This window comes from Pseudomonas sp. BTN1 (genome assembly GCF_001907715.1).
GTDB classification, from domain to species: Bacteria; Pseudomonadota; Gammaproteobacteria; order Pseudomonadales; family Pseudomonadaceae; genus Aquipseudomonas; species Aquipseudomonas paracarnis.
This window is the reverse complement of the sequence record NZ_MPBM01000001.1, coordinates 95260-121490: the sequence shown is the minus strand read 5'-3', so window position 1 is coordinate 121490 and position 26231 is coordinate 95260. Positions and strand designations below refer to the sequence as shown.

Sequence of the window (26231 nt, the reverse complement as noted above, 5' to 3'; positions counted from 1 at the left end):
GCCAGCGTGGTTTAACGGGGCGCTTAAGATCAAAAGCAGATCAAGAGCAAGATCAAGAGCGGCTCGCTTCGCATCGTGGTTACCGTTGGCAGGCAAGATTTCGCGCCTCGACAGCTCTGCGTCCGTCATACTGGCAAGCATGACTTTCGACTCGCCTCTCGCCGCTTATCAACATGCAATCGCCCAACCAGGTTTCGTCGCCGACGATGCCCAGCGCCGGGCGGTACAAGCCTTGCAAGCCTGTCACGAGGCCTTGCATCAAGGGCGTTCGTCGATTGCCGGCGTTTACCTCTGGGGGCCGGTGGGGCGTGGCAAGACCTGGTTGATGGACCAGTTCTACCAAAGCCTGCGCGTGCCTGCGCGGCGTCAGCATTTTCACCACTTCATGGCCTGGGTCCACCAGCGTTTATTCCAGCTCACGGGCACCCAGGACCCCTTGCAGGCGTTGGCCAGGGAGCTGAGCCAGGCGGTGCGTGTGCTGTGCTTCGATGAGCTGTTTGTGAATGACATCGGGGACGCGATCATTCTCGGTCGCCTGTTCCAGGTGATGTTCGAGGAGGGTGTGGTGATGGTGTGCACGTCCAACCAGCCGCCCGACCAGCTGTATGCCGATGGCTTCAACCGTGAGCGTTTCCTGCCGGGCATCGATGCGCTCAAGCAGCATATGCAGGTGGTGGCCGTGGACGGTGGCGAGGATCATCGCTTGCATCCCGGCGTGGGCATGCAGCGTTATTGGGTGAATCAACCCGAGGCACTGGCGGCGGTGTTCCGACAATTGAGCCAAGGCCAAGCCGTGAACAGTGTGGCGGTAAGCGTAGGGCACCGCACCATCATGACGGTGCAGGCCAGTGATACCGTGCTTTGGTGTCGCTATGCCGACCTGTGTGAGCAACCCCTGGCCGCCATGGATTTCATGCTGGTGTGTGATCGCTTCCACGCCATTCTGCTGGGAGACGTCCCTAACCTCAGTGCACAAATACGCCCGGGTCGAATTGCCCGTGGCACCGAAGATGGCGCCGAGCGCGTGGTGGCCGGGGATCGAGAGTTGCCGCAGTTGTCGGTGCACGATGACAGCGTGCGACGTTTTATCGCGTTAGTGGACGAATGCTACGACCGCAAAGTGCCACTCTTTATCGACGCCGCGGTGCCGTTGCACAGCCTGTACACCGAAGGCTACCTGGAGTTTCCTTTCCGCCGCACCCTGAGCCGTCTGCAAGAGATGCAGCTGCAACGCTTCGCCACATAGGAAAAATCGCTGTACCAAAGCTCATTGCACGCTTTGATGCGCGCAACCTTCGCACTTTCTGTCAGCTATTTGTCGCTTATCTCCTTCATCTACTGCCGACTCCACGCTTACAATCGCACCTCTCAAAGGGAACCGATTCCCTGGTTGTCGCTATCGAGGAAGGACATGGACACCCCAGACATCCTGGTGCTGCAAGCCAGCTATACCAACGCCGTGCACGCCGACGCCATTGGCCTGCTGCTCAACTCTTACGCTGAAGACCCGATGGGCGGCGGCCACAGCCTGCCAGCTGATCTCTTGCAGCAGCTGCCAGCCGAACTGGCCAAGCGCCCACACGCGTTCAGTGTGCTGGCGTTCGTCGGGGGGGAGCCAGCGGGGTTGGTCAATTGTTTCGAGGGCTTTTCGACCTTCGCCTGCCGGCCCTTGGTCAACGTCCATGACGTGATGGTGAAGGAGCAATTTCGGGGTTTGGGGTTGAGTCAGAAGATGCTGCAAAAGGTCGAGGAAATCGCCCGGCAGCGCGGTTGCTGCAAGATCACCCTCGAAGTGCTGGAAGGTAATGCCCTGGCGCAGTCGGCATACCGCAAGTTCGGGTTTGACGACTCAGTGTTTGATCCCGCCCATGGGCGAATGCTGTTCTGGCATAAGCCGTTGTAATAAATAACCGGCAAAAAAAGGGCGCCATTAAAGGGCGCCCAATAAACCTTTGCCAACGGAGCAGAATGGCGCAGGGTGCTACGGATTAAGTAAGCATTAACTCAGCTGTTCGGTTGTGCCTGATCAACAGTCTCAGACTTAACCGATTTGCCATCGGCGCTGGCAACTTGTTGCTCAGCCTTGCCGTGGGTTTTTTCCTGAATGAAGCTGAAGTTGTTGTAGAACTCCTTGGAGCGCTCTGCGCCGCCCTCTGCAAAGGCGGCGGCGGAGGTCAGGGTCATCAGGCTGGCCAGTATCAAGGTCGACATTTTCATCGCGGTATTCCCATTAAAAGTGATAGGTGTCCGGTCGCTCCGTGATCAGATCATGGAGCGACTATGGCGCTATCTTATTAAGTGGGAATTAACGGGAGATGCCGTTGAAGTTAACAGTTTTGTTAACTTCAACGGGCGGGGCTATAACTTCCAATCCAATGCCAGCGTGACGGAACGCGGCTCACCCCAATACACGCCGTTATAAAAACCAACGCGCTCGTAGTATTTCTTATCAAAGAGGTTATTCACATTGACCGACGCCGAAACCTGTTCGTCGAACTGGTAGCGCGACATCAGGTTGACCACGGTATAGCCCTGTTGCGTGATCTTCGCCCGGGTGGTTATCGGCCGGCCTTCGCTGTTGCGCTGCCCGGTCGGGCGGTTGCTGAAGTCGTAGGTTTCGCTCTGCCAGTTCACTGCGCCGCCCACCGTCAGGTTGCGCCAGGCGCCCGGCAGGCGATAGGCGCTGGAGATCTTCACCAGGTTCAAGGGTTGGCTGGTGTTATTGCGTTTGTCCGAGCCATTGACTGAATGGGTGTAGGTGTAGCCGGCGGTCAGGTTCCAGTCCGGCGTGATTTCACCGGCGGCTTCCAGCTCGAAGCCGTTGACCTTGTTACCTTTGCCGCCGGATCTGTAGTACTCCTCGCCCGTGACCGGGTTGGGCGGGACTGAGTCATCCCGCTCGGCGACGTTGTCCTGGGTACTCCAGAAGTACGCGGCGGCCAGGTTCAAGCGCTCGTTCAGCACGCTGCCCTTGAGGCCCACTTCGTAGTTACTGCCGACCACGGGCTCCAGGTACTTCTTGTTGGCATCACGGTAGTCCTGGGGTTTGAAGATGTCGGTATAGCTGGCGTAGACGGTGTACTGCGGCGTGATGTCGTAGAGCAGGCCGGCGTATGGCGTCCACATATCATTGTGGGTCTGACTGGTTTTGCCCGAAGCGGTCAGTTGGTCGTTGGCATCGTATTTGGGCTCTGCGCTTTCCAGCTCCCAACTGCCGTAACGGCTGCCCAGTACGGCGTGCAAGCGGTCTGTGAGGCTCAGCCTTGTGGCCAGGTAACCGGCTTTCTGTTGTTTCTTGCTGTGCTCACCCTTCAGGTCGGTCACCTGGTCGGTGAACTTGCCGATGCCGCCCATGTGCTTCCAGTCCTGGATGGGGTAGTAGCTGGCTGGCAGGTCGCTGCGCATGAAGGGCGAGACATCCCGTTGGGCGGCTTCGCCATAGCCCATCATCAGCGCGTGTTCGCGGCCCAGCAGCGTGTAGCTGCCGGCCAGGTTGAGGTCGATGGCCTCCATGCGCGAGGTGCCGCGCATATGGCTGGCCCAGGCCGTCATGCCGCTGCGGTCGGGGTTGGGGAAACCGGCGCCGCCGTAATACACCTTGCCATCGGTGTCGCTCTGGCGATGGGTATAGGCGGCCTTCAGGTGCCAGTCGCCGCCGAGCCGATGGTCGAGGGTGGCGAAGGTGGTCTTGTCGGTCAGCGGCCAGGAACTCCAGTGCGCCGCCATGTTGGTGGAGCGGGGCAGCCTGGCCTTGCCGCCCTGGCTGTTCCAGTAGGGCACGGTGCCCCAGGAGGTGCCTTGTACCTGTTTGTCCTGGTAATCAAAGCCGACGGCCAGCACGGTATCGTCGGAAAGATCGCCCTCGAGAATGCCGTAGCCCACTGCCCGCTGCAGCCCATAGTTGTCACGAAAGGACTGGCTGTCACGGTAAGCCAGCACGCTACGCCCGCGCAGTTTGCCGTCGAACGCCAGCGGGCCGCCGACGTCGACGTAGCTGTAGTAGTTGTCATGGCTGGCGCCACTGATACCGGTCTTGGCCTGCCAGTGGGCGGTAGGGCGCTTGCGCACCATGTTGACGGTGGCCGAAGGGTCGCCTGCGCCCGTGGTCAGGCCCGTCGCGCCGCGCACTACTTCGATGCGGTCGTAGATGATGGTGTCGGCGTCGGTCTTCATGTAGCCAAAAGTGTTGAGCATCCCGTCAACCTGGAAGTTGCTGATGCCATAGCCTCGGGCGGAGTAGTAGACACGATCGGAGTCGTAATGCTGAACGTTGACGCCCGTGGTCTGGCGCAACACATCCGTCAGGGTGTTGAGATTGAAGTCGTCCATCTGCTGGCGTGTGACCACCGAGATCGATTGCGGGGTTTCCTTGACGGAGAGGTTCAGCCGCGTGGCGGTGCTCATCGAGCCAGTAGTGTAGGCGCCGGTGTGCTCGGTGGTGGCGCCCAGGTTGTCGGCGCTGATGGTGGTCGCGCCCAGTTCCAGGGCTTTGGCGGGGGCTGTATCGGGGTCGGTGTCGGCCAGCGAATCCGGGCTCAGCGCCAGGCTGAACAGGCCGAGGGTGAAGGTCATGGAACGGGTGAAGGGCGCGAACATCGCTGCAGACTCCTTGTCGTCTTGGATACCTCCCCAGGCAGGAAGGGCTTGGTTCAAAGACGAAAGGAGCTGCGGAACTTTATAGTTAAACGAGAATTATTATTATCTTTCTGTTGCAAGCCCCTGGCTTATTTGGCCACCACTTCGGCGCTGTCGGCCTTCTTGGGCTTGATCAGGCTGAAGTCGATCAGCGCCTTCTGCTTGGTCTCGTAAGGGTTGCCGATCAACAGGGGGCGTGGCTTGAAGCTGTCGCTTACCAGGCTCTTGCTGTGGTCCAGCTCATCGAAACTCAAGCCTGCCATGTCGGCCCAGGTGTGGATCAACTGCGAACTGCTGTAAGGCCGTTGCAAGTCGCCGGCGAAGCTCCAGTCGTGGCTTTCGCGCCATTTTGGCGAGGCGTAGGCCATGAACGGGATGGTGTACATCGGCGCGGTCGGCTTGCCTTCGTTACGGCCCAAGGTGTCGTGGCCGGCGGAGTCGAACACGTCTTCGCCGTGATCCGACAGGTACAGCAAAAAGCCGTTGGGGTCGGTCTTGGCGTAGTCCTTGATCAGGCTGGAGACCACGAAATCGTTGTACAGCACCGCGTTGTCATAGCTGTTGTAGGTCGGCAACTGCGCATCGCTGACACCCGCTGGCACGCCCTGGCGGTCGGTGAACTTGTCGAAGGTCGGCGGGTAGCGGTACTGGTAGCTCATGTGGGTGCCCAGCAGGTGCACCACGATGAACTTGCGTTCCGCGGTATCGGCCAGGGCCTTGGAAAACGGCGCCAGTACATCGCCGTCGTACTGACGGGCGTTCTGGTTGCGGTTGTTGTTGAGGTACACCTGCTCGTCGGCCTGTTCGGAAAAGGTCGTGAGCATGGTGTTGCGTTTGGTCATGGTCTGCTGATTGGTGATCCAGAAGGTCTTGTAGCCGGCCTGTTTCATCACGCTGACAATCGACGGTGTCTTGAGGTACAGGTCTGGGTTTTCTTCGTCAGCGAAGGTCAGCACCTGTTGCAGCGCTTCAATGGTGTAGGGGCGCGGGGTGATGACGTTATCGAACACGGCCAGTTGGTCGCGCAGCTTGTCCAGTTCCGGCGTGGTGTTGCGCGGGTAGCCGTAGAGGCTCATGCGCTGGCGGTTGGTCGACTCGCCGATGACCAAGACAAGTGTGGACGGCTGGCCGGCCATGCTGTCCTTGAGGTTGTTCAAGGGCGGGATCTTGCTTGCACTGGTGAGCATGCCTTGCATGTTATCCAGCTGCTCGGTGTAGCGACGGTAGGCGACGATCATCTGCCAAGGCACGGCAGGCTCGATGCGGGTTTCGAAACGGTCGATGGCCAATTCCATGGTTTCGCTGGTGGCGATCTGCTTGACCAGTGGGTAGCCCACCACCGCCAGGACGATGGCAATGGCTGCCACGATCGACTGACCGCGCGGCAGGTACACCGGGCGCAAGCGCGTCCACAGGAAGATGGCGAAGGCGGTGTGGGCAATGAACGCCAGCACGATCCACCAGGCAAAGTATTGGGTGGCGTATTCGCCGGCTTCAGAGATGTTCGACTCGAACATGATGAAGATGACGCTCTGGGAAAATTCCTGCTGATAAATGAAGAAATAACCCAGGCTCGCCATGGAGCAAGCCCACAGCACCACGCCGATCAAGGCGGCGAGCAGGCGTGTACGACGCGGGAACAGCAACATCGGCGCCAGCCACAGCGCACTCATGAAGAAGGCCTGGCGGAAGCCACTGAAGCCGGAGGTGCCGGTCAGTTGGATAAGAAGTTGGGTAATACCCGAGAAATACCAGAAAAACAGGAATAACCAGCCAAGGCCGGCCCAATCAAAGCCTTTCGCAGTCGTCGTGCTGCGTTTGAACATCGCCATCCAGCGCCCCATCAGAGAAAGATTGTCGCGCACAGGCGCGCAACATCGGGCCGCCCAGGAAGTGAGCGGCATCGCGGAACGGGAGTATCAAGAGGGGAATGTGAAAACTTTGTGAGTTTTCTGTAGGTATTGCCTTACAACGCGTTCGGCCCGGCTTTCAGCACAGGGCTGGCTTGGCATCCGACGGTTGATCGAGCTGGGCTTGAAGGTGCAAGCGCAGGCGCAGGACTTCCTGTTGCAACTGATCGCGCTCGTCTTTCAACTGGCGCAGTTCATCGCGACGGAGGGTGACGTAGAGGGTCTGTGGCGGACGGGTCATCTGTGCTGTGCTCATTGCTTACCTCGCAAATAGCCGGTAGATCGCGGTGCCAAAACAGGTTTTTGGCAACAGTCGGAAGCAAGTTTGAATTCTTTTTCGCAGCAAGGGAACTTTTTTATTTTTGGTGGTCGTGTGACTTTTGCCGGGGTGATGGTGAAACGATGGCCACTTTTTTGTCATGAAACTACACGGATCCGCTCTGGACTAACCCTCATTAGCCTCATTGCGCTATAAACTATGTCACACATTTTTTAGAAGTTAGGAGCATCAGCACATGCAACTGGGGATTATCGGACTAGGCCGCATGGGCGGTAACATTGCGCGGCGCCTGATGCTCAATGGGCATACCACCGTTGTATACGACCGTAACGAAGCCTTCGTCAAAGCCTTGAGCGAGGAGGGCGCCACCGGCGTCGCCGACTTGAAAGCACTGGTGGCCGGCCTGCAAAAGCCCCGTGCTGTCTGGGTCATGTTGCCGGCGGGCGCGCCCACCGAAGACACCATCAACGCACTGAGCGAACTGCTGGAAGACGGCGATGTGATCATCGACGGCGGCAACACCAACTACAAGGACGACGTGCGTCGCGGCAAAGCCCTGGCTGAAAAGGGCCTGCACTATGTAGACGTGGGCACCTCGGGCGGCGTCTGGGGCCTGGAACGTGGCTACTGCATGATGATCGGTGGTGACACCGAGACCGTGAATCGCCTCGACCCGATCTTCAAAAGCCTGGCGCCGGGCCTGGGTAACATCCCGCGCACCAAGGACCGTTCGGCCTCTGCCGACCCACGTGCCGAGCAGGGCTACATTCACGCCGGCCCAGCGGGTTCGGGGCACTTCGTCAAGATGATCCACAACGGCATCGAGTACGGGATGATGCAGGCGTTTGCCGAAGGTTTTGACATCCTCAAGACCAAGAACTCGGAAAACCTGCCGGAAGACCAGCGCTTTGACCTCAACGTCGGCGACATCGCCGAAGTCTGGCGTCGTGGCAGCGTGGTGTCGTCCTGGTTGCTGGACCTGACCGCCGATGCCCTGGCCACCGACCCCAAACTTGACGGCTACTCGGGCTCTGTGGCCGACAGCGGTGAAGGTCGTTGGACCATCGAAGCAGCCATGGAGCAGGCGGTGCCGGTTCCGGTGTTGTCGACCTCGCTGTTCGCGCGTTTCCGTTCCCGCCAGCAGAGCACCTACGGTGACAAAATGCTGTCTGCCATGCGCTTCGGCTTTGGTGGCCATGTGGAGACTTCCAAAAAATGACCGCCAACGGCAAGAAACCCAAGGCCGAACCTGCTCCACCCACCACATTGTTTCTGTTTGGCGCCCATGGCGACCTGGTCAAGCGCCTGCTCATGCCGGCGCTGTACAACCTGAGCCGCGATGGGTTGCTGGGCGATGGCCTGCGTATTGTCGGCGTTGATCACAACGCCATCAGCGACGCGGACTTTGCCAAGAAACTTGAGGACTTCATTCGTACCGAAGCCTCCAGCAAGGTCAGGGGCAATGCCGAGAACGCCCTCGACCCCGCGTTGTGGGCACAATTGGCCAAGGGCATCAGCTACGTCGAGGGCGATTTCCTCGACGACAGCACCTATGCCGATATCGCCAGCAAGATCGCTGACAGCGGCACCGCCAATGCGGTGTTCTACCTGGCCACCGCTCCGCGCTTTTTCAGTGAAGTGGTGCAGCGCCTGGGCAGCGCTGGCTTGTTGAATGAAACGGACGATGGCTTTCGGCGCGTGGTGATCGAGAAGCCGTTCGGCTCCGACCTGGCCACCGCCGAGGCGCTCAACGCCTGCCTGCTCAAGGTGATGAGCGAGAAGCAGATCTACCGCATCGACCATTACCTGGGCAAGGAGACGGTGCAGAACATCCTGGTCAGCCGTTTCTCCAACGTGCTGTTCGAAGCGTTCTGGAACAACCACTACATCGATCACGTGCAAATCACTGCCGCTGAAACCGTCGGCGTTGAAACCCGGGGCAACTTCTTCGAGAAGACCGGCACACTGCGGGACATGGTACCCAACCACCTATTCCAGCTGCTGGCGATGGTCGCCATGGAACCGCCGGCCGCCTTTGGTGCCGATGCGGTGCGGGGTGAGAAGGCCAAAGTGGTCGGTGCCATCCGCCCCTGGTCGCTGGAAGATGCGCGGGCCAACTCCGTGCGCGGCCAATACACCGCCGGAGAAATCGCCGGCAAGCCATTACCCGGCTATCGCGAAGAAGCCAACGTCGCGCCGGACAGCAGCACCGAGACGTTCGTCGCGCTCAAAGTGATGATTGATAACTGGCGTTGGGTCGGTGTGCCGTTTTACCTGCGTACCGGCAAGCGCATGAGCATCCGTGACACCGAGATCGTGATCTGCTTCAAGCAGGCGCCTTATGCGCAATTTCGCGATACCGAAGTCGATGAGCTCAAGCCAACTTACCTTAAGATCCAGATCCAGCCGAACGAAGGCATGTGGTTCGACCTTTTGGCCAAGCAGCCTGGGCCGACCCTGGAAATGGCCAATATCGAATTGGGCTTTGACTACAAGGACTTCTTCGAGATGCAACCGTCGACGGGTTACGAAACCCTGATCTACGACTGCATGACCGGCGACCAGACCTTGTTCCAGCGTGCCGACAACATCGAGAACGGCTGGCGTGCGGTGCAGCCGTTCCTGGATGCATGGAAGGAAGATGACGGTATCCAGGCTTACAAGGCTGGTGAGGATGGCCCAGCAGCGGCCGATGCCTTGCTGGCCCGCGATGGCCGCGCTTGGCATAGCCTCGGATGAGTGACGCGACGATTCATCCCATCCGGTTTGTCCTCAGTGATGTGGACGGGACGCTATTGCATCCCGACCACAGCCTCAGCCAACGCACCGCCGATGCCATTCGCGCCATGCGCGAGGCCGGGGTGCTTTTCAGCCTGGCCAGCGGGCGTCCGCCCAAAGCCATGCGGCATTTGATCGAGACCTTTGGCATCGATGTGCCGGTGGCTGGCTTTAATGGCGGTACGTTGGTCAACCCGGATGGCAGCATCCTGGTTGCTCACCATCTGCCGGCGGAAGCGGCGCTGATCACCCTGGCGCTGTTTTCGGCCGAGCCGGACGTGGAAGTCTGGGTGTTTGCCGATGGCGACTGGCTGCGCCGTGATCCGCCCGGGCCCATGGTGCAGCGCGAAGCCGACGGCTTGGGCTATGGGCCGGTGGTGGTGGAGAGTTTCGAGCCTTACCTGGACCGGGTCGACAAGATCGTCGCCGCCAGCAACAACACCCAGTTGTTGGTGGAGCTGGAGGCGCAATTGCAGCCGAAAGTGCAGGGGTTGGCCCAGGTGTCGCGTTCGCAGCCGGTGTATCTGGATGTGACCGCGATGCTGGCCAACAAAGGCGAAGCCTTGAAAACCCTGGCCGAGCACCTGGGCGTGCCGCTTGCGCAAACGGCTGCGATTGGTGACGGTGGCAATGACCCGGCGATGTTTCATGTGGCGGGATTGTCGATTGCCATGGGCCAGGCCGAAGAAACCGTCAAGCGCCAGGCCAATGTGGTAACCGGCAGCAATGTCGAGGACGGCGCTGCCGAGGCGTTCGAACGGTTTATTCTCGCGGCACGCTAAGTAACTGACGTTTTAGTGCGCAACTTCCAGCCGATGTTTGGCGTTGGCTGGAAGTTGCCGCATTGCATTACTTCGGCATTGCCCAGGACTGCAACTGGTGGCCATCTTTATCGAGCTCGGCGCGGGCCTGTAACAACAGGTTTTCAAGTTGGGCCGGGTCGGTATACGCAGTGCAGGACAGCTGTTTGCTGCCGATGCGGGTGTTGGTACGGTCGATGACGCTCAGGCTGAGGGCGCCGACGCCATCGTGCCAGGCCACGCACTGAAAGGGCTGGAAAGCACGGTCTGCAATCAAAAGAGCTTCGTTGATGCGCAGCGGAGCGTTCATTTGGGTCTTCTCTCTGTATGCCCATTCAAGTGAGTACCGGCGGTTGGGCTGACCGTGCGGTGGGTTACTTGTACTGATGCACGATGGTGGCGTGCGGGTCACATGCTAGGGCAAGAAAATTTAACTTTTCCTGATTGACGTCATGTAAGCGGCTGTTTTGAAAGCGCCATAAGCGTTTCACTGACGAGCAACTTTCGGCGTGCTACGAAACAAGCATGGCTTTTTGCCCGCACTTATAGCGAAAGGGTACAAGGAAAGCGTCAAGATCTTGCTAGGGTTACCAACGGTCGCCACAAACTGTTGTTTCTAAATAACTTTAACAATCTTGGCGCCAAGGAATAGTCATGATTGCGACACCCGCCCAACGCCGCTTATTGGTGGTCGACCCCTGTGACGATTGCCACGGGTTATTACCCGGTTTACGCACCGCCGGCTGGGAAGTAGACAGCTGTGCCTTGGAGGCGGTGGGGGAGCGCTCCTGCGATGTGGGCCTGCTGCGCTTGCAGCGGGATCACCTGGAGCGCCCCGAAGCGGTCAAGGAGTTGATTGGTCGCAGCGGCACCGAGTGGATCGCCGTGCTCAGCCAGGATGTACTGCGTTTGCAGAACGTCGGCGATTTTGTCTGCGAATGGTTTTTCGACTTCCATACCTTACCCTTCGATGTGTCCCGGGTACAGGTGACCCTGGGTCGCGCGTTCGGCATGGCGCGCCTGCGTGGCAAGGGCTACGCGCCGGTGGATGAGCCCCATGAATTGCTGGGCGAGAGCCGCCCCATTCGTGAGCTGCGCAAATTGTTGTCCAAGTTGGCGCCGACTGAATCCCCGGTGTTGATCCGCGGTGACAGTGGCACGGGCAAAGAGTTGGTGGCCAAGACCCTGCACCGCCAATCCCAGCGGCATACCAAGCCGTTTGTCGCGATCAATTGTGGCGCTATTCCTGAACACCTGATCCAGTCCGAGCTGTTCGGTCACGAAAAAGGCGCGTTTACCGGCGCCCATCAGCGCAAGATCGGGCGTATTGAAGCGGCCAACGGCGGCACCCTGTTCCTCGATGAAATCGGCGATCTGCCGATGGAGCTGCAAGCCAACTTGTTGCGCTTTCTTCAGGAAAAACACATCGAACGCGTTGGCGGCAGCCAGCCGATCCCGGTGGATGTACGGGTGTTGGCCGCCACTCACGTCAACCTTGAGGCTGCGGTAGAGAAGGGCGCCTTTCGCGAAGACTTGTATTACCGCCTGAATGTGCTGCAAGTGGTTACCGCGCCGTTGCGCGAACGCCATGGTGACGTGGCGATGCTGGCCAACCACTTTTCACGTTTTTACAGCCAGGAAACCGGACGGCGCCCGCGCAGTTTCAGCGAAGAGGCCTTGGTGGCGATGGGGCAACACCCGTGGCCGGGCAATGTGCGTGAACTGGCCAACCGCGTGCGGCGTGGCCTGGTACTGGTCGAAGGGCGGCAGATCGAAGCGGCTGACCTGGGGCTGCAAGGCCAGCAAGCCATGTCGGCGCCGATGGCGACATTAGAAGACTACAAACACCGCGCCGAACGTCAGGCGTTGTGCGATGTGCTCAACCGGCACAGCGACAACCTCAGTGTCGCGGCCCGTGTACTGGGGATTTCCCGGCCGACGTTCTACCGGTTGCTGCATAAACACCAGATCCGCTAGGGCGGGTAAACCCAAAGTGGGAGCTGGCTTGCCTGCGAAAGCGGTAGTGCAGTCACAGATGCAGCAACTGACACACCGCCATCGCGGGCAAGCCCGCTCCCACAGGGGACTTGTGCCAGGCGCTGATTCTGTGGGCAATGCATGGCAAATGTGGGAGCTGGCTTGCCTGCGAAAGCGGTAGTGCAGTCACAGATGCAGCAACTGACACACCGCCTTCGCGGGCAAGCCCGCTCCCACAGGGGATTTGTGCCAGGCGCTGATTTTGTGGGCAATGCATGGCCAATGTGGGAGCTGGCTTGCCTGCGAAAGCGGTAGTGCAGTCACAGATGCAGCAACTGACACACCGCCATCGCGGGCAAGCCCGCTCCCACAGGGGATTTGTGTCAGGCGCTGATTCTGTGGGCAATACAGGGCCAATGTGGGAGCTGGCTTGCCTGCGAAAGCGGTAGTGCAGTCACAGATTCAGTGACTGACACTCCGCCTTCGCGGGCAAGCCCGCTCCCACAGGGGATTTGTGCCAGGCGCTGATTTTGTGGGCAATGCATGGCCAATGTGGGAGCTGGCTTGCCTGCGATAGCGGTGGTTCAGTTAGAGATTCAGTGACTGACACTCCGCCTTCGCGGGCAAGCCCGCTCCCACAGGGGATTTGTGTCAGGCGCTGATTCTGTGGGCAATACAGGGCCAATGTGGGAGCTGGCTTGCCTGCGATAGCGGTGGTTCAGTTAGAGATTCAGTGACTGACACTCCGCCTTCGCGGGCAAGCCCGCTCCCACAGGGGATCTGTGCCAGGCGCTGATTCTGTGGGCAATGCATGGCCAATGTGGGAGCTGGCTTGCCTGCGAAAGCGGTAGTGCAGTCACAGATGCAGTGACTGACACTCCGCCTTCGCGGGCAAGCCCGCTCCCACAGGGGATTTGTGTCAGGCGCTGATTCTGTGGGCAATACAGGGCCCATGTGGGAGCTGGCTTGCCTGCGAAGGCGGGAGTGCAGTCACCGATGCAGCAACTGACACACCGCCCGCAGGCAAACCAATCAGAAGTAATACGGGAATTTCAGGCTGAACGTAAAGTCCGGCGCATCATCGGTCATCCCAATCGCCAGGTTCGGCACGATGGTCAGGTTATCCGAGGCGGCAATCGTCATGCCCACGTTGAAATAGCCGGCGTTGGCATCGCTGGACACCACTGATTGCCAGTCGCCGCCATCGGGCTTGAGCTTGCTCTTGCGCTGCACCAGGTCGGAAACCGAGAACGACATGCTCATCTTCTCGTTCAAGGCAAAGGCGACGCCGACCCCGAATTGGAAGCTGTCGCCCAGGCGTACCTTGCCTCCTACCTTCTGATTGACTTCGCTGCTGATGTCATCGAAAGAATCTTCAAAGTTGTGGGTGTACGACAACGAACCGAACAGCACGGCCGGGTCGAAGGTCTTGACCAGGGAGATGCCCGGCGTGACCGACCAGACCCCGTTACCCGTGGGCAGGCTTTCGGGCACGTAGAGGTTATCGTTGTTAGGTTGCTTGACCAGTTTGATGCCGAAGGGCTCTTTGCCCGTCGGGGCCTTGGCGCGCACCGACACCACCGCATCGGGCAAGGTCGAGGTTTCGTCGAGGAACTTGTACGCCACGCCAAAGTTGACATCGCCGATGGTCGGGTCACGGGTCACGGAACCTTCGGAGGTGGCGGTGGCGTCGTTGCCGGCGCCGCCCGACTGGTAGGTGGACTCGCGGTACACCACCGGCACGTTCAGGTCGAACTGCCAGCGGTTGTCGACGTTGTAGCGCCCGGTAAGGTCCAGGGTCCAGCTGTCGGACTTGATCCGGTCCAGGTTGATGTTGCCCAGGAAAATAGAGTCCAGCGCCAGGAAACCATTGAGCGTCAACTGGCGCGCGTCATAACGGGCATAGGTGATGCCCGTTTCCACGCTGAACTTGCCATTGCCGAAAAAGCCGCTGGCCTCGTTGTATAGGTTGCTCACACTTTGCGCAGGGGCCGAGTCGTCCTTGAGGGCCTGGCCGTAGGAGCTGCCACCCCCGCCAGCGCCACCGGATGCCGCGGCTGCGCCCGTACCGCTAGCCGCGACAGTGTTAGCGCCGTTCTTGAAGTCGGCCGGTGATTTGGCCAGGCGCCTGGGGGCGGGCGTTGCCGGTTGGTCCTCGACCTGGCGCACACGTTGCTCCAGCACGGCCAAGGCTTTTTGCTGCACGTCGTAGCGTTGTTTGAGTTCCAGCAGTTCCTTCTTCAGGGTTTCGATGTCAGCGTCTGGCGCGGCATACAGCACGGATGCGGGCAAGAGCGTACTCAAACAAACCACCGCACGTAGCGATAACGATCGATGCATGAAATAAGCCGTCCTTTTCTAATGCGTAAGTGTCGAGGGTCAGCGTAGTTCAATAACCGAGCGTGCGTAGGCCTTTGAGTTGATCCAGGTTGCAGTTCAACGCGGCGTTGTTCAGCCCGTTATTGTTCATCACCACGTTGATCTGGGTGATGTTTCTGACAAGGTTGCTATCGCCGGTCAATACCGTGCCCTGCAGCACGTTCCCCGCGCCGATCTGTTGCAGGCTGTTGCCCTGGTTGTGATTGGCCTGGATGGCCATCTGCACGCCGCCACTGTTGGCCGATACGCTGACACGGCCCGCGGCGCTGTCCCCGGTCACTGTACCGCCCGCCACCAGCACCTGGCCGGACTGCAGGTTATTGGCGGGGCTAACCCCATTTTCGACGTTGATGCCCACATTGTTGTAGGCGGCGTTGCCATCGCCGGCGGTGCGTACACTTTGGGTCACGCCCTGGCCGCTGCCGAGGCCGGCACCACCGACCACATTTCCGGTGCCCGTGTTGGGGCGCGTGCCGGTACCGGTCGAGCCCGTGGTTTGCACGTAGAACTGTGGCGTAATGGTGGTCTTGTCGATCTGCATGTTGGCCGTGCCGGTGATGTTGCTACCTTCGGCATTGGTCCAGGTGCTGCTCATGACAATGCCAAAGCTGATGATGCGTCCCGGCATCACATAACGGCCGCGCAGCTCGGCCATTTCGGCGTCCTTGAGTTCGATGGGCTTGAACCCCGAGGACGCATAAGCAGGCATTGAGGCGGCCAGACACAAGACCGTCAGCCAACGGGAAGTGTTCATCTGCTGCTCCTGGGGCGTCCTGCCCCTTATTGCGCTTCTAGAAGAAGTCGCTCTGGATAAAACCGAAATCCATCAGCTCGGCATCGCCCACAGGCCTGAACTCATTCATCTGGCTCTTGGCGGTCAGCGGCAGGGGCGGGTCGAGCAAGACGTTGGCCTTGTCGTAACCCTCGCCCAGTACGGCGAAGACAATGCCATTCCAGCCTTTGACGAAATCGTCATGGGAATAGCGCTTGTGGCCCAATACGGGGTCGCCGATGTACACCCAGTCCTTGTCGGCCCGTTGCAACACCACGAAGTGCTTGTAGCCGCGGATTTCCAGCAGCACCACCACGGGGATTTTCACGGTCAGCAGGGTCTCGGGCGCGATCTTGTAGCCCCGGGCACGCATGCCGATGCTTTCGAGGTAGCGCTTCATGTCCAGCATGGAAAAACCCTGGGTTCGTACCAGGTCCTGGTCGGCGGTGACCAGCATGCCTTTGATGATGTGTGCTTCGTCGACGTCCAGCCAATAGGCCTGGCGCAGGATGGTGGCGAGTGCCGCGGCACCGCAGCTGAAATCGGTTTTCTGTTCCACCAGGTTGGCGAACCGGCGCTCGCGAATACTCTCGACCTTCTTGAAAATCACCGCCCCGCCGGGCATGGCGGAAATCGCCATGGTGCCTGCCCAGGTCGTGCCGGTGAGCAACATCAAGAGGGTAAGGGTCGCGATACGCATGATCGAATGACCTGTTGGACACTGGAATAAAAAAGGGCCTTGTCGCCAAGGCCCCGTTGGATCAGAAGCGCACGCCGCTGGCGCAGACGCTGCAACCTTGGCCGATCGACAGGCTGTTGCTGCCTTGGTTGCCCGCACCCGATTGCAGGTTGACACCTACGTTGCCGGAGTTGCGGTTAACCGAGTTGTCGAGGCTTGCGTTGTTGGACACGTACTGAGGCTTGCCATAACCATGGCTGCTGGCGGCCGTGTTCAGGTAGCTGTTGTTGAGCGAGTTCTGCTCGGTGTTGGACGCTGCTGCGATGTTCTTGCCGTCAGCGGTGGTGATGGCCAGGTTGTTTTTACCCTGGTTACCCTGGCCGGCCTGGCCGTTGTAACCCACGTTGCCGGAGTTGCCGGTGATGGAACCGTCCAGGGAGGCGTTGTTTTGCGTGCCTTTGTTGACGAAGTTGTTATGCGAGCTGCCTTGGTCGACATCGATCACGGCAAACACGGTGGCGAAGTCGCCTTTGGCACTGGAAATGGCGCCGGCGTTGTCAGCCTGGTTGCCGGAACCTGATTGTGCGTTGACCCCGACATTACCGCTGTTGCTATTTACCGAGTTGTCGGCTGATGCGTTGTTCTCGGTGTTGGTGTCGTCGAATTTGTTGTGTTCGCTTTTCTGTACGTCAGTGACCACAGCGGCCACAGTACCGGTGGGTTGTGGGGTTGGATGCCAGCCACCCGCTTGAGCAGCAGCAGCCATGAGTGCGGCGAGAGCGAAAACCATTGGTTTCAGAGCCATTTGAGGTTTCATGGTGTTTCTCCTTGCTTCTAATTAGTTGGTTAAGTGTTGGTACGGTCTAACGAACGTCTACCAAGCGGTTACTTGATAGTGATGCCCAGGGTGTTAGCCACTCGGTTCCCCACCCCGGCACTCTGGTTCACCTGTGTCACTCCTCGGCTGCCGGTGAAGGCCTGGTCGCTGGTCACGACCTGGCGGCTGCCAGTGGTGCGGGTGAGCCCTGAGTCGGTTGCCAGCGTCGTCGTGTTCTGTTGCAACAGGACGCTGTCATCGATGCTCTGCGGGCCAGGGTTGAGGCTGATCCGCACAGCGTTGATGGATTGGTTATGAGCCCCGGCAGACTGGTTGATGCCCAGTACGCCGTTGCCACTGCTGAATGAGTTGCCCTGGATCGCGGCCTTGGCGTTCAGGGACGGGTCGACCTTGCCGTCGACGCGCTGGATGTCGACGTTGGTGGCCTGGCCACCGAGCGCGATGGCGCGGCTGTTGGACATTTGTTGCCCCGTGCCGGCGGCCTGGTTGATCGACAGCACGCCGTCGTATTGCTGGCCGCTGTGGTTGATCACGGCGGTGTTGTCGGCCATGGCCGAGGCGCTGCCCAGCAGGGCAAGCACCAACAGGGCGCGCTTCATCACTTGCCCCCCATCATGCTGCCGAGGTTGTTGAGCGGCGCCATGCCACGCTGGATCGAGTCGCTGATCTGCCCGCCCATGCTGCTGCCGCTGCCCGCACCATGGCCTGCCGCTGCGCCAGCGCCGAGTGTCGACATGCTGTTTTGGGTGGCGCCCAGGCCCGACAGGCTGCCGTTGGGCTGCAGGGAGCGGGCGAGGCTGGAGCCACTGCTGATGCCGCCGATATCCCTGTCGCTGAGTTCGCCGGTCAAAGCGTTGTTGATCTCTTTGCTGGGGTTGGCATTGGCGGTGTTGGGGTAGGGATCGGGCAGCGAGGTGCGCCCGTACATGTGGCCCTGCACCGTACGCCCGGTCACGATCACACCGTCACCCGCCTGGCTCGTCAGGCTGACACCTGCACTGAGCACGCAACTGATCAGCAGTACGTTTATCGACGAGGTGTGTGTGAGTGTGTTCACGGCGGCAGTCCTTATTCTTAACGCTGACCCTAAACAGCGTTGTCAGGGAAAGAGCAGAAGGCGTGCCGCTTTTTATTAGATGTGGTTATTCAAGGGGTTGGGAGAAAGTCGAGGCAAAGTGATGGCAACCCTGTTTCAGGGTTGAAACAGTCTCAAAGGCGTGAGATAGGCCCATGCTCATCTCACGCTGTCTCAGCCATGTAACACTGCCTGTGACAGAACCATGAATCCGCATACGGCGGGCGATGCAGGTGAGGGAGGTGTTTCAAAAATGGACACCTGCGGCCCAAACGTCCCGCTTCGTGCGAGCGGGCTCAGCCCTTGGGGGCTTTACGGGGAATGGAGTTGAGCACGGGGTTGCCGTCCTGGTTTTGGGTCAGGTACACCGGCAACACCTTGGGCAGGGAGGGCACGAGGTTGTTGACCTCATTGATGTTGTAGATACCGCCGACGCGAATCGCGCCGGTACTGGCGTCTGCGAGCATCACCGGCTTTTTCAGGTAGCGGTTGATCAGGGGCAAGGCGTCCGTGAGGGTCAGGTTGTCGAGCACCAGCTTGCCCTGGCGCCATGCCAGCGCGGTGTCATCGGGATTGATAGCGGCGACCTGCGGGGTCGCGTCACCCTGATGGAAACTGGCTTGCATGCCTGGGCTAAGCGGCACACTGGCATGCTCGCCGTCGCTGGAGATCTGCACCGAGCCCTCCAGTAACATCACCCGCACCTGATTTTCATATTCCCAGACATTGAATTGTGTGCCGGTCACTCGCACCTGGCCTTCGCCGGCCCGCACGATAAACGGGTGGTGGCTGTCGTGCGTGACGTTGAAGAACGCTTCGCCCTTTTTCAGGGTGACACGGCGCTGGTCCTTGTAATGGCTGTAGACCAACTCGGTGCCCAGGTTCAACTCCACTTGGCTGCCATCGCCCAGGGTGACTTTTTTCAAGCCATTGGCTGCTTCGAACCGTTCATAGGAGCTGGGCAACCAGCCCGCTTCCCAGCCGGTGAAGGCGGCAAGCGGCAATGCCGCCAGGCACACCGCTGCGGCCACCGCGTAGGTGCGCAAGCGGCTGGCTGGCTTCTTGATTGGGACCACCACCGCCTCAGGCTTGTCGCGGGGCAGGTGGTCGGCCACGTCCCAGATCTCGAGCATGGCTGCATATTCGAAGGCGTGCAGCGGATGGGCATCGTGCCACTGGGTAAAAGCCTGACGTTCGCCCGCCGTGCAATCTGCAGCATGCAGGCGCATGCACCAATGCGCGGCGGCGTCGGTGATGGCGTCATATTCGGTTTCTGAAAGGGGCTTTTCGCTCATTAACTCATCCTGATTTCCCACATTCTAACCTCCCAAGGTGGACGGCGAGAACCGCATCATGGCGATTGCACATCAATTGGAACTTATTCTTGTTTGTGTGCGCCTAAAAATTCAGGAATTAACCTGTCGTCCACTATGGAGTACGAAAATGTTGAAGAAAACCTTGATCGCCCTGTGTGCTACTTCCGCGCTGTTGAGCGCTGGCGCCGCCATGGCCGACAAGCCGGGTGCAGGCTGGATCACCATTGAGAAAGCCATCGAGGTGGCGAAAACCAAGGCCGGCTACATTGAGGTCTACGCCGCTGAAGCGGATGACAATGGCTATTGGGAAGTCAAAGGTCGCAAGTCCGATGGCATCGTGTATGAGGCGCGCATCGATGGCGCTTCCGGTAACGTGCTGCGTGACCAGAAAGACTGATGCACTCGCCGGGGGCCGTTCAGGCGCCCGGCTCCACCTGGCGGCCAAGATGGGTGATCAGGTACGTCACCGAGTCGGCGTTGGCCAGAATGGTGTCAATCCGTTTATCAGGGACTGACATGAAAATGATCCTCGCGTCCTGCAAGGTCTTGGCGCCGGTGGCCTTGAAAATTTTCTTTTCAATTGCAGAACCTGGTTTGAAGTCTTCCCACAGTTCGGTGAGGGTGTCTTGAGTCTTGAACAGCATCGTTGCAGGCGTCATCGTCGATAACGCGGTGCTGCGCAGATCTTCCAGGGTGGTTTTAAGCACTTCGGCGCCGGGCCTTTCGATATTGATCAAGTCTGGGAAGGGTCGCATGCTGTCCAGGTAGGCAATGTCCACGGTGTCGAGCTTCAAGTGCGATAATTCGTGAATCAGCGTGCTGGCCCTGGCGTGCGTCGATATGTTGAACGCCACATTTTCCAGCAGACGGTTCTGGTAGACGTCCAGATTGGGGTCGAAGAATCGGCTCAGAAGATACAGCTTGCGTTCTGTGTCAGCGGGAATCATGAATGCATAATCCGACGCCGGATCCTGTCGGCTGGTGCCCGCGACAAAACGCATGGAGTTCGGACCGGTCAAGCTGGGGTCGGTGAGTTCATCGATGATCTCGTCGATTATTTTTGTGACTCTCAAGACCTGGTCCGGGGTCAGTGTGACGACACCAAACATTTCCCCTAAAAACCGCCCAACCCGGCTGTCAGGGTCGCGTTGTACAGCAAATTGCGCAACGTTGCGGCGGCAGTTCAGCGCGTAATAAGTCGCAAAGTTCAACGCTTCGGTGATGGCCTGGGCTTTCCAATAGGTCAACGCGCCAATATCGCGGATACCGACCGCTTCAATGTTGATGTCCCGTACCTCATTGCGCCACGTCTTGAGGTACGACTGGGCCCTGCCGAAGCGCGGCTCCTGGCCGTCCAGCTTCAGTACCCATATGCCCTGCGCATTACGGCCGATGTACGGCCCCACCTGCTCGTCGTTGGCGAGGCGCCAATGTTGTGCGGCGTTCTTGACGCTATACACCTTGCCGGCCAGCGGCACGTAGTATTTCGCGTTTTTCTGGTCTTCATACACCTGGCTGAGCGTGCTCTTTTTCAGGTCTTGCAACGCCACGTCCTGTGCCTCGAACGGTTGCAGCCGGGTGCGCGAAGGGCAGGTGACATGCCAGGTGGCGAGGGTGGTGGCTGCGGGCAGTGACTCATCTGTCAGCTCGGCCAGCGAGCGCTCCTTTTCAGTGGGTGGGGCAAGGGCGGTGCCGTCCAGCGCACTGCGCAGGGCGGCCATTTGCGCCACGCCCCTGACGAAATCCTTGAATGCAGCCTGCCACTGGTGTAGCTGCAAGGCTTCGGCCGAGCGCTTGAACAAGGTGTAGCTACGCCATACCACCAGCGGGTAGGCGAGTTTGCCGGCCATGAACTGCACCGGCGTCGGGATTTGCGTGCCGAACAAGCGGGTCGCATGATCCCACAAGGTCTTGGTGCCTTCTTCGAATTGGCTGCCCAGTACCTTGAGCAACATCAATGTGTTCTCGCTGAACAGGTAATGCAGCACATTGCCCGTCACTGCCGAAGCGGCCAGGCGGATATCGGACGGGCTATGCTGGTTGTTTTTCAGCAAATGGCGGTAAGTGGCCTGGTGCGGATCTTCCATGTGCATAAGCACCCAGTCCTGCAGGATGCCGGGCCTTTGTATCTCATCCAGCAAGGCCGTTTCATCCGCGTATTCCTTGAACACATGCTGTTCGCTGTACGGCGCGTAGAGCACCCATGGACCCTCGCCAGGAAACTGCGGGCCGATCAGGTACACACCCAGCACCTTGGCGGTACTGGCGCCTTCGGTGGCGATCAGTTCCAGCGGTCGAATCATCGCCGTGGTCCCGCTGAGTGACGCTCGGGCCACGGTGTCCGGCATATCGAAAATCTGCTGGACCAGGCTCAAGGCTCGGGTGGAAAGTCGCTCCTGCAAACGTTGCTCGTCGGCGTGTTGCAGCGCTTGCCACGGCAACTGACGGCAAAACAGACGCCTGCGTTGGCGTGCATCATCGGTTTGCGCCTCAAGGTGGCTTCGCACCTGTTGCTGATAAGCGCTTTTGAGATCCAGCTGTCGCACCATTTGTATCACGGCACTTGCGTCCAGGGCTTGCGGTAATGGCTTTGCCGTGCGTGAACGTGGGCGGATGTGTTGAACTGTCAGATTTGGCCAGTGCCGCAACGCAAAGTCGGTCAGGTTGTCGACATTCACATCGAGCACTGCATCGGTGGGGAGCAAGATGTGATCGGGGTTGAGCGCCTGGCCGGGAAAGCGCGCCTCAAGCAGCGTCATCAGCGTGGTGAAGGCATAAGCACGCAGGGGTTGGATGTCATGCAGGTAGTCATGTTCCTCGTCGGCGTTGTTGCAGTACTGCTCCAGAAGCTCAGCCTGGTGGATTTGGTCCTGGGCCGGCGCCATACCCAGCCACACCGGCAGTGCCTGCTGGTTGACCATGGCATCGGCCAGTGTGATTGCCCTGCCAAGGTTGGTGGGCGGAGGCTGTTCGATGACGGCGTCCAACCGATCCTGCAAGGCACGGGCGCGCAGGCCCATGGATTGCAGGTGATCCACGCCTTCCATGACCGCGTCGTTGTAGCTGTTTACTCGGTCATTCAACAGGTCCTGATCAATACGTTGCAGCGGGCCCTGGCGAAATGCCTGATGGGGCTCGCGCAAGCTGAACGGCAGATTTTCCAGCAGGCTCAAGCTGTTGATCGGGTGCGCCAGGCGCTGGGTGATTTCATCGCGCAGGGCGTTGATCGAGGCAAAGACTTCGTAGCCCAGGCGCGGGGTCCAGAGCAGCGCCTGGCCCGAGCGCTGCGGGTCGATACCGCCGCGCTCAGTAATCACGAACGTATTGGCCAGCGGTTGTGGCGTATCGACGGCGTTCAAGTCCAACGTCAACCCATAGGCATCCGGCAAAAATCCGTTAAGGCCATGGCGTGTCAAGCGCGACAGACTGTCGGGCTGAAGTAGCGTGTCGAGAATGGCCTGGCTTGTGGGCGCCAGGGTTTTATCCAGCGACCTCAGCTCGGCTTCGCTGCGTAACCCCACCAGCATCGAGTGGGCGTGTTTGGCGTGAGTCTTGACCAGAAACTCATGGGGTTGCTGGCGCATGGCGTGCTTGGAAAACAGCAGCAGGACGCGCTCGATGACGGTGTTGAACGTCTTGAGCGTCATGCTTGGCAATTGCACGAAGACATTGCCTTCGCCCCGCGTATAGAACTTCGTCCTGGACGAGAAGGGCACCGCAGGCGCCTCTTGGGCCAGACGTTCAATGAAGTGCTCAAGCATGCTCAATGACTGCACTGGCGCACGCTCTTCACGCTCCTGGGCACGCGTGGCGTAGGTATTGATAAACACCTCTTCGGCTTTGACTGACTGTTGCTGCAGTTGCAGTTCAGCGTTGAGCGTGTCAGCGACGATGCTACGTAAGGTCGGGTGGTGCGCGCGCTCCATCGCCAGCGCACGCTCAATCGCCCGCAGGTTCTGAAGCTGCAGCCGGGCGCGCTCGGCCTTGACGGTCGTAGGGCGGCCATTACCACGGGTGACCGGATGCAAGGTCCAGCGCCCGCCGGTCTCTAGTGTGGCCAGTTGATTGTCCAGCAAGGCACGTACGTCCAGGGCACTGTCCAGCAGGGCTGTGAGGTCCACTTGGCCATCGCTGCGCCGGTAGATTTCCAGGGCGTGGTTAAGGTTGTCCGTTTGCTTGCGCGCAATGTCTTGTACCAAGGTCACGAACACATTGCCGGGTATCGGCCTTGCCGCGATGGTGATCGGGTCCAGGCCGAGCAGCGTGTCGCGCTCATCCAATGAGAGGAAGTTGAGCCATTCGTCCTCGTAGCCTTCGGCCTTGAGCATGCTCAGTAACCGGTCTTTGAGGTCGTCGAGGTTTTCCAGCACCTGTAACCCGCGCGATTGGGTGTAGAGGTACGCGTGGTGCTCGGTGATCATCAAGGTGCTCGCTGGTTCAACGTAATGTTGATGAGGGGCATAAAGGCGCACCTTTTCCACGCTGAGGTTTTCGGCATGGGCGCTGCGGGCGCTTTGGTCGCTGAGGAACAGGGCCTGAAGTGCGTGGCTTTCCTCGGCGGTAATAATCTCGCCCTGGCGCTTGAGCAACACATCGAGGCGAAACTTCTGCGCCACGCCTTGAGCAAAAAAATCCACGCGCGAGGTGCCGCTGTCGATATCTTCATTCCAGTAGGTCTGCAACAGGCTTTCCAACAGCTTCGAGAAAGTACTGGAGCTTTGTTCGATCAAGGCCTCCCAACGCCGGTGATCTTCTTCCCGTTCGGAGGCAGTGAAACCAGTGGTGTCATGTTTTGGGTTCGAGTATTCGCGTATCTGCCCTTTGGGCCACCTGTGACGCACATAAAATTGCAGCAGCGCTTCGCTCAAGGTCTGCGAGTTGACCCAGCGTGGCGTTGCTTGCTCAGCTTCGCGGGTTAAGACATTGACCCGTGTGTCCCGTTGATCCAGGTGTTTGAAATGGGGGCGGGCCATGACGCTCAGCAGCGTGTCGAGCATGTCAGGCAAGGTCGGGGTTTTTTGCAGGTGGTCGAGCATGGCCTTGACGTTATCCAGCTGGCAGGCCTGGAGCATGCGTGCCTGCTCCGGCATGACTTCACCTTCGATGAGCTGAGTGGTCAACACCATGGGCGTGTCAGCGCCCAGCGCATTGCGTTGGTCCATCGACAGGTAGCTCAGCAAAGGGGCGCTCTGCAGTGGGTCTTCCAATTGCTCGATCAATTCGCTCAGCAGGGCAGCGTGGCTGTCATAGACCTGTATGCCGTTATCCGGGGTGTAGAGCAATGCCTTGGCGGCGTCGGGTGTCGGGCTGATCGCGAACGCGCCGGCAAGGGGAATGGGGGGCTTGCCGGAAATGTTGATCAGGACCTTTTCAACACGCATGGGGTGATCATGCCGGCTTGTGTCCTGCCGAGACTCGTCGGTAGCCAGGTAAAGGTTGTACAGCCAATCAAGGTCTTTGGCGGTGAGCCCCAGCGTACGTTCACGAGCAGTGGGCGAGGCTTTGCCTTGGGGTTTGAGAAACTCAGGGAAGAAATACGGGGGCGTTAAGCGAACCACAGCCTGTCTCCGGCGTGCCAGGAAAAGCACAGGGTAGGCAGGCGTCCGTGGTGCAAGGCGGTAAATATTCAGCGCTGCGCACGTTGACAACGCAGAGCGTGCGTGGTGTTTAATCGAGGGTCTGGATGTCCCATTCGTTGCCCCTTCCAATCATAAAAACGGAGCTTCAAATGTCTGCGCAGTCCCCGACAGTTGCCACCGCTTGTGCCTCGATCCGCTTCGCTGAACTGGAGGAGTTACTTCATCAGGTGTTCGTTCGGCACGGCACATCGGCGCAGGTTGCTGCGATTCTTGCGCACAACTGCGCAAGTGCCGAGCGTGACGGTGCCCACAGTCACGGTATTTTTCGCATCCCCGGTTACCTTTCGACGCTGGCCAGTGGATGGGTCAACGGCACCGCCGTCCCCAGCGTGACCGATGTGGCCTCAGGCTTTGTGCGCGTCGATGCGGGCAATGGTTTTGCCCAGCCGGCCCTGGCGGCGGCGCGCCCGTTGCTGGTGGAGAAGGCACGCAGCGCCGGCATCGCGTTGCTGGCAATCCATAACTCCCATCACTTTGCTGCCCTGTGGCCGGACGTCGAGCCGTTTGCCGAGGAGGGGCTGGTGGCACTCAGCGTGGTCAACAGCATGACCTGCGTGGTGCCCCACGGCGCGGATCGTCCGTTGTTCGGCACCAACCCCATCGCGTTTGCGGCCCCCCGGGCCGACGGTGCGCCGATTGTGTTTGACCTGGCCACCAGCGCCATCGCCCATGGCGACGTGCAAATCGCCGCGCGCAAAGGCGAGCGGTTGCCACCGGGCATGGGCGTCGATAGCCTCGGGCAGCCGACCCAGGACCCTAAAGCCATTCTGGAAGGCGGCGCACTGTTGCCATTTGGCGGGCACAAGGGTTCGGCACTGTCGATGATGGTGGAGTTGCTGGCGGCAGCGTTGACGGGCGGCAACTTCTCTTTTGAATTCGATTGGACGGACCACCCAGGCGCGCGCACGCCCTGGACAGGCCAGCTTCTGATCGTGATCGACCCGAGTAAAACCGCTGGGCAAAGCTTCGCCCAACGCAGCCAGGAGCTGGTGCGGCAGATGCATGCGGCGGGGTTGCGTCGATTGCCGGGGGACCGACGCCATCGTACGCGGGCGAAGTCGCAGGAAACCGGGATCGAACTGGACGCGCAGGCGTTGCGCGAGTTGAGGGCGTTGGCGGCGGGGTGAAACAGGCTGCGCGGGGGGCGCAGCCT

Annotated in this window: 21 protein-coding genes; 8 read left to right on the top strand and 13 right to left on the bottom strand. The window is 59.6% G+C overall.

The window, feature by feature from the left end:
* Positions 1 to 139 precede the first annotated feature (139 nt).
* Both zapE and BMH52_RS00485 read left to right on the top strand, forming a co-directional pair.
* On the top strand, positions 140 to 1246 hold the full coding sequence (gene zapE, locus BMH52_RS00490; RefSeq protein WP_058410957.1) for a cell division protein ZapE: 1107 nt from the start codon (positions 140 to 142) through the stop codon (positions 1244 to 1246).
* A gap of 165 nt (positions 1247 to 1411) precedes the next feature.
* Positions 1412 to 1903 carry a GNAT family N-acetyltransferase gene (locus tag BMH52_RS00485; RefSeq protein ID WP_014718751.1) on the top strand — a complete coding sequence of 164 codons (492 nt, stop codon included), beginning with the start codon at positions 1412 to 1414 and terminating at the stop codon, positions 1901 to 1903.
* 101 nt (positions 1904 to 2004) lie between these two features.
* Here the strand turns inward: BMH52_RS00485 and BMH52_RS00480 are convergent, their stop codons facing one another.
* From BMH52_RS00480 to BMH52_RS29240, 4 genes are all read right to left on the bottom strand, one after another.
* Positions 2005 to 2217, bottom strand: coding sequence for a hypothetical protein (locus tag BMH52_RS00480; RefSeq protein ID WP_014718750.1), 213 nt, complete (start codon positions 2215 to 2217; stop codon positions 2005 to 2007).
* Positions 2218 to 2358: 141 nt separating this feature from the next.
* Positions 2359 to 4596, bottom strand: coding sequence for a TonB-dependent siderophore receptor (locus tag BMH52_RS00475; protein ID WP_038450390.1), 2238 nt, complete (start codon positions 4594 to 4596; stop codon positions 2359 to 2361).
* Positions 4597 to 4724: 128 nt separating this feature from the next.
* Positions 4725 to 6467, bottom strand: coding sequence for a phosphoethanolamine transferase CptA (locus tag BMH52_RS00470; RefSeq protein WP_069868542.1), 1743 nt, complete (start codon positions 6465 to 6467; stop codon positions 4725 to 4727).
* 157 nt (positions 6468 to 6624) lie between these two features.
* Positions 6625 to 6801, bottom strand: coding sequence for a DUF6026 family protein (locus BMH52_RS29240; RefSeq protein WP_196492057.1), 177 nt, complete (start codon positions 6799 to 6801; stop codon positions 6625 to 6627).
* A gap of 259 nt (positions 6802 to 7060) precedes the next feature.
* On the opposite strand from BMH52_RS29240, the gene gnd reads away from it, so the two are divergent.
* The 3 genes from gnd to BMH52_RS00455 are packed head-to-tail and all read left to right on the top strand — an operon-like array spanning position 7061 to position 10385.
* Complete coding sequence (gene gnd, locus BMH52_RS00465) at positions 7061 to 8044, top strand: phosphogluconate dehydrogenase (NAD(+)-dependent, decarboxylating) (RefSeq protein WP_019817573.1); 984 nt, start codon at positions 7061 to 7063, stop codon at positions 8042 to 8044.
* Positions 8041 to 9564 carry a glucose-6-phosphate dehydrogenase gene (gene zwf, locus BMH52_RS00460; protein WP_014718746.1) on the top strand — a complete coding sequence of 508 codons (1524 nt, stop codon included), beginning with the start codon at positions 8041 to 8043 and terminating at the stop codon, positions 9562 to 9564. The genes gnd and zwf overlap by 4 nt, the downstream gene beginning before the upstream one ends.
* Entirely contained in the window at positions 9561 to 10385 is an 825-nt protein-coding gene (locus BMH52_RS00455; protein WP_032901660.1) for a Cof-type HAD-IIB family hydrolase, read from the top strand. The genes zwf and BMH52_RS00455 overlap by 4 nt, the downstream gene beginning before the upstream one ends.
* Before the next feature lie 67 nt (positions 10386 to 10452).
* On the opposite strand, the gene BMH52_RS00450 is transcribed toward BMH52_RS00455, so the two are convergent.
* Complete coding sequence (locus tag BMH52_RS00450; RefSeq protein ID WP_014718744.1) at positions 10453 to 10713, bottom strand: hypothetical protein; 261 nt, start codon at positions 10711 to 10713, stop codon at positions 10453 to 10455.
* A gap of 344 nt (positions 10714 to 11057) precedes the next feature.
* Between BMH52_RS00450 and BMH52_RS00445 the strand changes: the two genes are divergently transcribed.
* A complete protein-coding gene (locus tag BMH52_RS00445; protein ID WP_073842514.1) occupies positions 11058 to 12380 on the top strand; it encodes a sigma-54 dependent transcriptional regulator in 1323 nt (440 codons plus the stop codon).
* A gap of 1032 nt (positions 12381 to 13412) precedes the next feature.
* On the opposite strand, the gene BMH52_RS00440 is transcribed toward BMH52_RS00445, so the two are convergent.
* From BMH52_RS00440 to BMH52_RS00410, 7 genes are all read right to left on the bottom strand, one after another.
* The gene (locus BMH52_RS00440) at positions 13413 to 14720 is read right to left on the bottom strand and encodes a hypothetical protein (RefSeq protein WP_073842512.1); all 1308 of its coding nucleotides are present in this window, start codon (positions 14718 to 14720) and stop codon (positions 13413 to 13415) included.
* Between the two features lie 49 nt (positions 14721 to 14769).
* Complete coding sequence (locus BMH52_RS00435; RefSeq protein WP_032901657.1) at positions 14770 to 15513, bottom strand: hypothetical protein; 744 nt, start codon at positions 15511 to 15513, stop codon at positions 14770 to 14772.
* A 37-nt stretch (positions 15514 to 15550) separates the two neighbouring features.
* The gene (locus BMH52_RS00430) at positions 15551 to 16231 is read right to left on the bottom strand and encodes a C39 family peptidase (RefSeq protein WP_019817800.1); all 681 of its coding nucleotides are present in this window, start codon (positions 16229 to 16231) and stop codon (positions 15551 to 15553) included.
* Positions 16232 to 16292: 61 nt separating this feature from the next.
* Entirely contained in the window at positions 16293 to 17027 is a 735-nt protein-coding gene (locus BMH52_RS00425; protein ID WP_003190893.1) for a hypothetical protein, read from the bottom strand.
* Between the two features lie 68 nt (positions 17028 to 17095).
* Positions 17096 to 17647 carry an adhesin gene (locus BMH52_RS00420; protein WP_072434061.1) on the bottom strand — a complete coding sequence of 184 codons (552 nt, stop codon included), beginning with the start codon at positions 17645 to 17647 and terminating at the stop codon, positions 17096 to 17098.
* Positions 17647 to 18105 (bottom strand): hypothetical protein, encoded by a 459-nt coding sequence (locus BMH52_RS00415; protein WP_014718738.1) that lies wholly within the window; start codon positions 18103 to 18105, stop codon positions 17647 to 17649. Before BMH52_RS00415 ends, BMH52_RS00420 begins: the two co-directional genes overlap by 1 nt.
* 314 nt (positions 18106 to 18419) lie before the next feature.
* Positions 18420 to 19418 (bottom strand): FecR family protein, encoded by a 999-nt coding sequence (locus tag BMH52_RS00410; protein WP_014718737.1) that lies wholly within the window; start codon positions 19416 to 19418, stop codon positions 18420 to 18422.
* 148 nt (positions 19419 to 19566) lie between these two features.
* Between BMH52_RS00410 and BMH52_RS00405 the strand changes: the two genes are divergently transcribed.
* Positions 19567 to 19836: a PepSY domain-containing protein gene (locus BMH52_RS00405; protein WP_014718736.1), complete on the top strand. Its 270-nt coding sequence runs from the start codon at positions 19567 to 19569 to the stop codon at positions 19834 to 19836.
* Positions 19837 to 19855: 19 nt separating this feature from the next.
* Here BMH52_RS00405 and BMH52_RS00400 read toward each other — a convergent pair whose 3' ends face one another.
* Positions 19856 to 24997 (bottom strand): dermonecrotic toxin domain-containing protein, encoded by a 5142-nt coding sequence (locus BMH52_RS00400; RefSeq protein ID WP_143192507.1) that lies wholly within the window; start codon positions 24995 to 24997, stop codon positions 19856 to 19858.
* 170 nt (positions 24998 to 25167) lie between these two features.
* On the opposite strand from BMH52_RS00400, the gene BMH52_RS00395 reads away from it, so the two are divergent.
* On the top strand, positions 25168 to 26205 hold the full coding sequence (locus BMH52_RS00395) for an Ldh family oxidoreductase (RefSeq protein WP_020301093.1): 1038 nt from the start codon (positions 25168 to 25170) through the stop codon (positions 26203 to 26205).
* The last annotated feature ends 26 nt before the right edge of the window (positions 26206 to 26231 follow it).

Excerpts from the sequence above, each read along its gene's own strand:
- zapE (WP_058410957.1), top strand. The coding sequence starts at position 140 with ATGACTTTCGACTCGCCTCTCGCCGCTTATCAACATGCAATCGCCCAA.
- BMH52_RS00485 (WP_014718751.1), top strand. The coding sequence starts at position 1,412 with ATGGACACCCCAGACATCCTGGTGCTGCAAGCCAGCTATACCAACGCC.
- BMH52_RS00480 (WP_014718750.1), bottom strand. The coding sequence starts at position 2,217 with ATGAAAATGTCGACCTTGATACTGGCCAGCCTGATGACCCTGACCTCC.
- BMH52_RS00475 (WP_038450390.1), bottom strand. The coding sequence starts at position 4,596 with ATGTTCGCGCCCTTCACCCGTTCCATGACCTTCACCCTCGGCCTGTTC.
- BMH52_RS00470 (WP_069868542.1), bottom strand. The coding sequence starts at position 6,467 with ATGGCGATGTTCAAACGCAGCACGACGACTGCGAAAGGCTTTGATTGG.
- BMH52_RS29240 (WP_196492057.1), bottom strand. The coding sequence starts at position 6,801 with ATGAGCACAGCACAGATGACCCGTCCGCCACAGACCCTCTACGTCACC.
- gnd (WP_019817573.1), top strand. The coding sequence starts at position 7,061 with ATGCAACTGGGGATTATCGGACTAGGCCGCATGGGCGGTAACATTGCG.
- zwf (WP_014718746.1), top strand. The coding sequence starts at position 8,041 with ATGACCGCCAACGGCAAGAAACCCAAGGCCGAACCTGCTCCACCCACC.
- BMH52_RS00455 (WP_032901660.1), top strand. The coding sequence starts at position 9,561 with ATGAGTGACGCGACGATTCATCCCATCCGGTTTGTCCTCAGTGATGTG.
- BMH52_RS00450 (WP_014718744.1), bottom strand. The coding sequence starts at position 10,713 with ATGAACGCTCCGCTGCGCATCAACGAAGCTCTTTTGATTGCAGACCGT.
- BMH52_RS00445 (WP_073842514.1), top strand. The coding sequence starts at position 11,058 with ATGATTGCGACACCCGCCCAACGCCGCTTATTGGTGGTCGACCCCTGT.
- BMH52_RS00440 (WP_073842512.1), bottom strand. The coding sequence starts at position 14,720 with ATGCATCGATCGTTATCGCTACGTGCGGTGGTTTGTTTGAGTACGCTC.
- BMH52_RS00435 (WP_032901657.1), bottom strand. The coding sequence starts at position 15,513 with ATGAACACTTCCCGTTGGCTGACGGTCTTGTGTCTGGCCGCCTCAATG.
- BMH52_RS00430 (WP_019817800.1), bottom strand. The coding sequence starts at position 16,231 with ATGCGTATCGCGACCCTTACCCTCTTGATGTTGCTCACCGGCACGACC.
- BMH52_RS00425 (WP_003190893.1), bottom strand. The coding sequence starts at position 17,027 with ATGAAACCTCAAATGGCTCTGAAACCAATGGTTTTCGCTCTCGCCGCA.
- BMH52_RS00420 (WP_072434061.1), bottom strand. The coding sequence starts at position 17,647 with ATGAAGCGCGCCCTGTTGGTGCTTGCCCTGCTGGGCAGCGCCTCGGCC.
- BMH52_RS00410 (WP_014718737.1), bottom strand. The coding sequence starts at position 19,418 with ATGAGCGAAAAGCCCCTTTCAGAAACCGAATATGACGCCATCACCGAC.
- BMH52_RS00405 (WP_014718736.1), top strand. The coding sequence starts at position 19,567 with ATGTTGAAGAAAACCTTGATCGCCCTGTGTGCTACTTCCGCGCTGTTG.
- BMH52_RS00395 (WP_020301093.1), top strand. The coding sequence starts at position 25,168 with ATGTCTGCGCAGTCCCCGACAGTTGCCACCGCTTGTGCCTCGATCCGC.